Below are 5,031 nucleotides of genomic sequence, written 5' to 3' on the forward strand. Positions count from 1 at the left end.
CGCGCCCGCTCCGGTGGCCTCGCCCGTCAAGCAGAAGAACGGCGTCGGACTCGCCGCCCTGATCGTCGGTGCCGTGGCGATCGTCTTCGCCATCATCCCGTTCATCAGCTTCATCGCGTGGCTGCCCGCCCTCGCCGCCATCGTCCTCGGCATCGTCGGTCTCGTCCTGAAGAACCGCGCGCGCGGATTCGCCTGGGTGGGACTCGCCCTCGGTGTGGTGGCCTGGATCCTCTCGATCATCGTCTCCGCCGCGTCCCTCTTCGGTGTGGCAGGTGCCGTCAGCGAGAGCCTCGAGAACGCCACCATCGCGCCGGTCGCTCCCACCGAGATCGTTGCGGGGGATGACGCGTCCCCCGAGGCCGCGCCCGTTGCGGGAGGCAACCTCGTCTACGAGGTGACGAGTGATGCCGCGACGGTCTCGAACGTCACCTACCTCACGGCCGACGCGACCGGGAGCTCCACGCAGCAGGAGGCCGACGTCGCCGCGCCGTGGACGACCGAGTTTGCGGTCGACGACTCCGGCATGTTCGACTTCTCCGTCTTCTCGCTCGTGGCCCAGGCGGACCAGTCCGCCACGACGGTCTCGTGCAAGATCACGTTCAACGGCGAGGTCATCTCCGAGCAGACCTCGACGGGGCAGTTCGCCATCGTCACGTGCTCCGGCTCCACGCAGTGAGCTGAGCGCCGCTCGAAGACGGCGCCTTCGCGATGGTCGCGCCCCTCTCGGGGCGCGACCATCGTGTTTTTCGCGGCGTCGGTCCAGAAGGGTTCCCGAGCGGCCGATCGGCTGTCGGGCCGCCCGGCTGTCGGAGGTTCGGTGCAGAGTAGACCCATGAGTCGTATCGGCACGATCTTCAGCCCCTACCCCCACCCGCCCGAGCAGTTGCGCGACGCCGCACGCGCCGCCGAGGACGCCGGCGTCGAAGAGCTGTGGCTGTGGGAGGACTGCTTCCGGTCCTCGGCCTGGGCGGCCGCTGCCGCGGCTCTCGCGGTCACCGACCACCTGCGCATCGGCGTGGGTATCTCGCCTTTCCCGCTGCGCAACGTCGCCGCGTCGGCGATGGAGGTCGCCACGATCGAGCGCATGTTCCCCGGTCGTCTGCTGCCCGGGTTCGGGCACGGGGTGCAGGACTGGATGCGGCAGGTCGGCGCCAAGGCCGCCTCGCCGTTGACGCTGATGCGCGAGCAGCTGCCGGCCCTTCGCGAGCTCTTGGCCGGCAAGAGGGTCAGCACCGAGGGGCGGTACGTCCGGCTGCGCGACGTCGCGCTGGACTGGCCGCCGGCGACGGCGCCGCTCGTCTACGCCGCGGCCGAGGGCCCCAAGACCCTCGCGGCCGCCGGAGAGGCCGCCGACGGCGTGGTCCTCGACAGCCGGCACACGGTCGACGAGGTGGCTGCGGCGGTCCAGACGGTGCAGGCGGCCCGCCATGCCGCAGGACGCGAGGGCCGCGCCGACATCGTGGCGTACGTGCTGACGGCCTTCGGGCCGGACGCCCGCGAACGGGCGACGGCCTCGCTGTCCGACCGACCTGACGCGGCCGACCGCGTCCTCGCCGGGTCGGTCTCCGAGGTCGCCGAGGGCGTCGCGAGATTCCAGGCGGCCGGGGTCGACGACGTCGTCCTGCTGCCCACCGACGACGTCGACCTCGCCGCGTTCTTCTCCGCGGTCGGCCAGGTCGCCGTCGCCGTACCCGACGCGGGCGGCGTCGCGTGAGCCGTGGCGTCGTCTCGCTCGGGGTGGCCGGCTCGCTCGGCCCCGACGCGATCGCGCGCATCGCACCGGCCGTCGAACAGGCGGGCTTCCACACTCTCTGGGTCAACGACACCCCCGACGGCGACGCCCTCGCGGCGCTCGCCGCGGCCGCCCGCGTCACTGAACGCCTGCACCTGGCGACCGGAGTCGTGCCCGTCGACCGGCGCCCCGCGTCCGAGATCGCCGGCGAGGCGGCATCCCTCGGCCTTCCGCTCGATCGCGTGACCATCGGCATCGGTTCGGGAATGGCCAAGCAGGGAGCGCTCGCCCGGGTGCGCGAGGCCGCCGACACGCTTCACCGGGCGGGTCTGCCGCGCGTGCTGGTCGGCGCGCTCGGCCCCAAGATGCGCCGCACCGCCGTCGAGAGCGCCGAGGGAGTGCTGCTCAACTGGGTGCCGCCCGTCGAGGCCCGCGAGCAGGCCGCGGAGCTGCATGCTCTGAAGCCGTCGACCCACGTCGCGGTCTACGTCCGCACGGCCATCGACATCGCCGCGCGCGAACGGCTCGAGAACGAGACCGCGCGCTACGCCTCGTTCCCGAACTACGCCGCGAACTTCGAACGGATGGGGGTGGATGCCATCGACACCACCATCCGCGACGGCAGCGAGCTGGGGTCGGCGCTCGAGGCGTACACGGCCGCAGCCGACGAAGTGGTGCTCCGCGCCATCGTCCCCGACGACACGGTCGAGGCGTACGTCGACTTCGCGCGGCGCACCGCGGCGAATCCGACGTGAGGTTCGCCGCGGCGAGCGCGCGGCCGTAGCGGTCGGCCGTGGCGGGCCATCGGCCGAGACCGACGCGCCGCCGCGGCGGCCCGCGGCGCGCGAGCGCGTGGGGACCGAACCCACGCGGCCCGCGCCCTCACGCGAGCGCGGGACCCGAACTGCGCGGCCTCGCCGTCAGCGCACCAACCGCACCGTCCGCGGGATCGGCCCGAACGCCGACGACGCCCCGTCGGTGACGAAGCCGTTGCGGGTATAGAACGCCCGGGCGCGCGGGTTGTCGTCCGCGACCCACAGCGACGCCGGTCGGTCGCCCAGAACGGCGTCGAGCAGACCCTGCCCGGCGCCGCTGCCGTGGTGTTCGGCGAGCACGTAGAGCATCGTGAGCTCCTCATCGCGGACAGCCTCGGGCTCGGGGGTCCGCTGAACCGCGGCAAACCCCACGATCTCGTCGCCGGCCGCGGCCACCACGGTGTCGAAGGTGCCTTCGGCGAGGTTCTGGCGCCACATGCCGATCCGCCGGTCGACGGCGAACCAGGGACTGGTGTCCGGGTCGTCGACGAAGCGGCCGTACGTCTCGCGCCAGGACGTGGCGTGCACGATCGCGATGCCCTCGGCATCCTCGGGCCGCGCCGTGCGGATCTCGATCGTGGAATCCTGCGACTTCTCCATTGCGGGAGCATACGGGTCGCGGCCTCGCGCATCCAGGACGGTGGCAGACTGACCGGATGCCGCGCCCTCGAGGTCTCACCATCCGCTCCGTCGCCCGCGGAGTGCTCGCCCTGCTGCTCGTCGCCGCCGGGGTCGGCCATCTCACGTGGGGTCGTCGCGGCTACCGCATCGTCGTGCCGGGGTGGGCGACGCGGATGCTGCATACCGACAAGGACGCGATCGTCGTCGCGTCCGGTGCCGCCGAGGTGCTGCTCGGTGTGGGGCTCATCGCCCTGCCCCGCGAGCGCCGACGCCTCGGCGCGGCCATCGCGGCGTTCTTCGTCGCCGTCTTCCCCGGCAATGTGCACCAGTGGCGCACGGGGCGATCGGCCCCCGGACTGAACACCGACCGGGCGCGATTCCTCCGCCTCTTCCTGCAGGTGCCGCTCATCGCCTGGGCGTGGTGGGCGACGCGCGAACGCTGATCCGACGTCCGTCACGGGAGCGAGGCGGGCCGAGCGCGAACGCCGACCCGACGTCCGTAACGGGCGCGACGCCGGCGACGCGCGAACGCAGGCGAACGCGACGGGTGCCCGCAGCGACGCGTTTCAGGCGGCTTCGCCGAGACCGATGACACCCGTGTCGAACGCGGCGCGGGCGAGCACCTTGTACCCGTGGTCGGGGAAGAACACCGTGATGCGATCCGCTTCGACCCCCATGACCGTGCCCGTCCCGAATTCGCCGTGCTCCACGACGGCATCGATCCGGATGCCGTCGTCCGCGGCATCCTGGGTCTCGGCGTCGGAGTCCGCCGGCGCGGTCGCGCCCGCGTCGCACCGGTCGCACGACCCGCACCGCTCGGGGGTCTCGACGCCGAAGTACTCGAGCAGCGCCCGGCGGCGGCAGTGGACCGTCTCGGCGTAGCCGCGCATGATCTCGATGCGCGAGGCGCGGATGCGCTCCTCGGCCTCGTCGCGATCGCGCACCGCTGCGACCGCGTCGCCCGCCGACACCTTCTTCAGCACCGACACCCCGTCGGGACCCGACGCGGCCAGTTCGCACGCCACGAGCTGATTCAGAACACGCCCGATCGCGCGGGTGGAGCGCCCCGAGGACTCGGCGATGTCTTTGGCGCGCAGGGGGTTCTCCGCCCGTCGCAGGACGTCCCAGACCCCCGCGACGTCGGCGCGTTTGCTGTGTCCGCCGGCGAAGAACGACCGCAGCGCGAAGTCCTCGGCGCGGTAATGCAGGATCGCCCGCGCGGGCCGGCCGTCGCGCGCCGCGCGGCCGATCTCCTGCGCGTAGGAGTCGAGGGACTCGGTGACGTCCGCGTGCACGACCAGCCGGACGTCGGCCTTGTCGACGCCCATGCCGAACGCCGACGTGGCCACGACCACGTCGAGCTCGCCGCCGCTCCACGCCGCGTGCACCTCGTCGCGCCGCTTCTGCGCCATCGCGCCGTGGTACGCGGCCGCACGCAGGCCCAGCGCCACCAGCTCGTCGGCGAAGGCGTCGGTCTCTTTGCGCGTCGCCACGTACAGCATGGCCGGGCCGCCGGCATCCCGCACATCGTCGACGACGGCGCGGCGCTTGCCGGCGTCATCCTCGTGGCGGCGCACCGACAGGTGGATCTCGGGGCGGTCCATGCCGCGCACCTCGAGGTGGGGATCGCGCATGCCCAGGCTCGAGACGATGTCGTCGCGGACGGGAGCGGATGCCGTGGCGGTGAGGGCCAGCACGGGCGGGCGCCCGAGCGCCTCGACCGCATCGCCGATGCGCGCGTAGTCGGGACGGAAGTCGTGCCCCCACGCCGAGACGCAGTGGGCCTCGTCGACCACGACGAGGCGCACGTCGGCGCGCGCCAGGCGGTCGAAGACCTCGCTGTTGGCCAGCTGCTCCGGGGCG

6 protein-coding genes are annotated in these 5,031 nt (G+C 72.9%); 4 read left to right on the forward strand and 2 right to left on the reverse strand.

Annotated elements, in window-relative coordinates; genetic code table 11:
* From QZ433_RS04250 to QZ433_RS04260, 3 genes are all read left to right on the forward strand, one after another.
* Positions 1-676 (forward strand): MmpS family transport accessory protein (locus QZ433_RS04250; RefSeq protein WP_295780170.1); only part of this gene is annotated, 676 nt, incomplete at its 5' end.
* Between the two features lie 156 nt (positions 677-832).
* Positions 833-1,714: an LLM class flavin-dependent oxidoreductase gene (locus tag QZ433_RS04255; protein ID WP_295780171.1), complete on the forward strand. Its 882-nt coding sequence runs from the start codon at positions 833-835 to the stop codon at positions 1,712-1,714.
* Complete coding sequence (locus QZ433_RS04260; protein ID WP_295780172.1) at positions 1,711-2,487, forward strand: LLM class flavin-dependent oxidoreductase; 777 nt, start codon at positions 1,711-1,713, stop codon at positions 2,485-2,487. The genes QZ433_RS04255 and QZ433_RS04260 overlap by 4 nt, the downstream gene beginning before the upstream one ends.
* A gap of 165 nt (positions 2,488-2,652) precedes the next feature.
* Here the strand turns inward: QZ433_RS04260 and QZ433_RS04265 are convergent, their stop codons facing one another.
* Positions 2,653-3,147, reverse strand: coding sequence for a GNAT family N-acetyltransferase (locus QZ433_RS04265; protein WP_295780173.1), 495 nt, complete (start codon positions 3,145-3,147; stop codon positions 2,653-2,655).
* 56 nt (positions 3,148-3,203) lie between these two features.
* Here QZ433_RS04265 and QZ433_RS04270 point away from each other — a divergent pair, with 56 nt between their 5' ends.
* Positions 3,204-3,611, forward strand: coding sequence for a hypothetical protein (locus QZ433_RS04270; protein ID WP_295780174.1), 408 nt, complete (start codon positions 3,204-3,206; stop codon positions 3,609-3,611).
* Between the two features lie 123 nt (positions 3,612-3,734).
* Here QZ433_RS04270 and QZ433_RS04275 read toward each other — a convergent pair.
* Positions 3,735-5,031, reverse strand: a 1,297-nt coding sequence (locus QZ433_RS04275; protein WP_295780175.1) for a RecQ family ATP-dependent DNA helicase, incomplete at its 5' end; no start/stop codon positions are given.

The sequence above is a fragment of the uncultured Microbacterium sp. genome (assembly GCF_913776565.1).
In the GTDB taxonomy this organism is placed as follows: domain Bacteria; phylum Actinomycetota; class Actinomycetes; order Actinomycetales; family Microbacteriaceae; genus Microbacterium.